This window comes from bacterium, from assembly GCA_021372775.1.
Taxonomy (GTDB): domain Bacteria; phylum Acidobacteriota; class Polarisedimenticolia; order J045; family J045; genus JAJFTU01.
In genome coordinates this window covers 1-2,444 of sequence record JAJFTU010000170.1, presented here as the reverse complement: position 1 = coordinate 2,444, position 2,444 = coordinate 1, and the positions used below count along the sequence as shown (strand labels likewise).

At 75.0% G+C, this 2,444-nt stretch carries 2 protein-coding genes; both read left to right on the top strand.

The window, feature by feature from the left end; all coding sequences use genetic code 11:
* Positions 1-744, top strand: a 744-nt coding sequence (locus LLG88_05730; GenBank protein ID MCE5246407.1) for a radical SAM protein, incomplete at its 5' end; no start/stop codon positions are given.
* A gap of 496 nt (positions 745-1,240) precedes the next feature.
* Positions 1,241-2,444, top strand: a 1,204-nt coding sequence (locus LLG88_05725) for a hypothetical protein (protein MCE5246406.1), incomplete at its 3' end; no start/stop codon positions are given.

Genomic DNA, 2,444 nt, shown 5'->3' with positions numbered 1-2,444 from the left:
CTGGCCGACGAGGCCTGCGCCGACCGCTACGCGGCCCTCGCGCCGTTCGAGACGGAGGTCAGCCTGCACGGCGCCGACGCGGCGACGCACGATCGGCTGACCGGCGTGCGCGGCTCGTTCGACAAGCTGCTCGCGGCGCTGGGCAACCTCTCGCGGCGCGGTCTGCACGTCGTCGCGAAGACGCCGGTGACGAAGGACAACCAAGGGCAGCTGCGGGCGATCGAAGAGGTCGCGGGACGGTTCGGCTGCAAGGTCACGTTCGACCTGAACATCACGCCGACCGACGACGGCGACCTTTCGCCGCTGGCCCTCGCCGCGGAGGCCGAGCCGCTGGTCGAGTTCCTCGCCGACCTCGCCGCGCGGCGCGGGGCGGTCCCGGCGCCGCGCGACCCGCGGGCGGCGGGGCCGGCGTGCAACGCGGGGCGGACGATCGTGACGATCGACCCCTACGGCGACGTCTTTCCGTGCGTCGCCTGGCGGCGCCGGCTGGGGAACATCGAGGAGATCGAGGATTTCGCGTCGTTTTGGCGGACGGCTCCCGTCGCGCCGCTGACCGAAGTCCGGCGGATCGCGGACGAGCTGCCGCGGACGACGCTCGCCGCGTCGGAAGAGGCGTCCTACGCCGCCTTTTGCCCCGGGGCCGCGGAAAGGGAGACCGGCAGCCCGTTCTCGCTGGGCGAGGTCGCGCGCCGCTCGGGGGAGATCAGGCGCGCCGCGCACCGGCGTTACCTCGATCGGCGGTGAGTTTTCTGCGCCCCGGGGGGTGTTGCACCGGAGGGCGAATTCGCGGATTCTTACGCGCAGCGTCGGGGGGCCGCCCACGGCCGGTCGCGAACGGCGGTGGTTGCGCAGCACGCTGCACGGCGAACCGACGCCGCCCTCGAGGGAGGAAAGTGATGAAGCACCCGTACGAGAAGCCCCGCGTGGTCTACGCGGAGAAGGTCGAAGCCCGCGCCACTGCCTGCGCCAAGTCCGATCCGGCGACGCCGGCGTGCAGCGCGGGACCGATCCAGAGCTGACGCTCCGGAATTTCGACCTCGCACGATGGACGGAGCGGGCGGCGCAAGCCGCCCGCTTCGTGCGTTCGGGGGGCGCCTTCGCCGGAGCGGCGGCGGGCGCGCCGCTTGCGGATGGCGGCGGCCGGCGGAGATCGGCGGGGCGGCGGGCGCGCCCCGGTCCGCGTCGGGCCGCGGAGATCGGGATTGTCGCGGCGCGGGGCGCGCGGCATCATCGTCGCCTGATGCGCCGGACAGCCTTCCTTTCGTTCGTTCTCGCCGCGGCGTGCGCCGCGTCGCTCTCCGCGTTCGCGGCCGCCCCTCAGTGGAACGAGCTCGAGGACGGGACGCGCCGCGCGACGATCGAGCCGCCGAGCCCGTCGTGGATCTCCGCGGGGGGCGCGTTCGCGCCGGAACTCGCGGGATGGGGCCGGCTGCGCGTCTCGGGCGCGCCCGATGTTCCGGCGCGCCGCGAGCGGTTCGTCCACGCCCCCGGCGCAAGCGCGGAGATCGTCGCCGTCGACGTCGATTGGCTCGAGGGACGGCTGCCGGGCGCGGTCGCGCCGTATCCCGCGCGCGACCCGCGCCGCGCGCCGCTCGACCGCGCGTACGCCGAGCGGGGCGGCTATTGGCCGGAGGCGGTCGCGCGGATCGTCGGCGAGCGCTCGCTGCGCGGCGTCGCCTACAGCGAGATCGAGATCGCGCCGCTCGAGGTTGACGTCGCGGCCGGGACGTTCCGCGTCGCGCGGAGCATCGCGCTCACGGTGCGCGAGAGCGGCGGCGCGACGAAGACGATCGCGGCCGAGGGCGCGGCCGACCACGTTCTCGACGCCGCGGCGCCGTTTCTGGCGCAGACCGCGGCGACCGCGCGCCGCGCGCCGCTCGCCGCGGCGGCGACGGCCATGTTTGCGGCCGCGGCGCCGACGACGTGGTCCGCGGCGGCATCCGCATCCGCGGCGGCCGCGGCGTCCGCATCCGCGGCCGCCGCGCCGAGCTATCCCGCGTGGCAGGTCGAGGTGACGGCCGAAGGGCTGCACCGCCTCACGTACGCGTGGATCCGCGACAATCTCCCCGGCCTCGAGACGCAGGATCCGCGGCGCATCCGGATGACCGTGCAGGGGGTCGAGATTCCGATCGTCGTCGAAGGGGAGGCCGACGGGACGTTCGACGCGACCGACGCGATCGTCTTCTACGGCCAGCCGCTCGGCGACGCCGACCTCTTCGGCCCCGACGTCTTCGAAGGCGGACGCTACGCCTCGGCCAACGTCTACCGGATCGACCTCGCCGACGCGCCGTCGCGCGTCGCGTCGCTCGCCGGCGCCGGCTCGCCGTCGCACGGCTGGCCGGTCCCCGCGTCGTTTCCGACCACCGCGCGGCTGAAGGCGAACGAGTTCTTCGTCGGCTCGCTGCCGCGCGACGGCATGGAGCACTGGTACGCCGCGCCGGCGC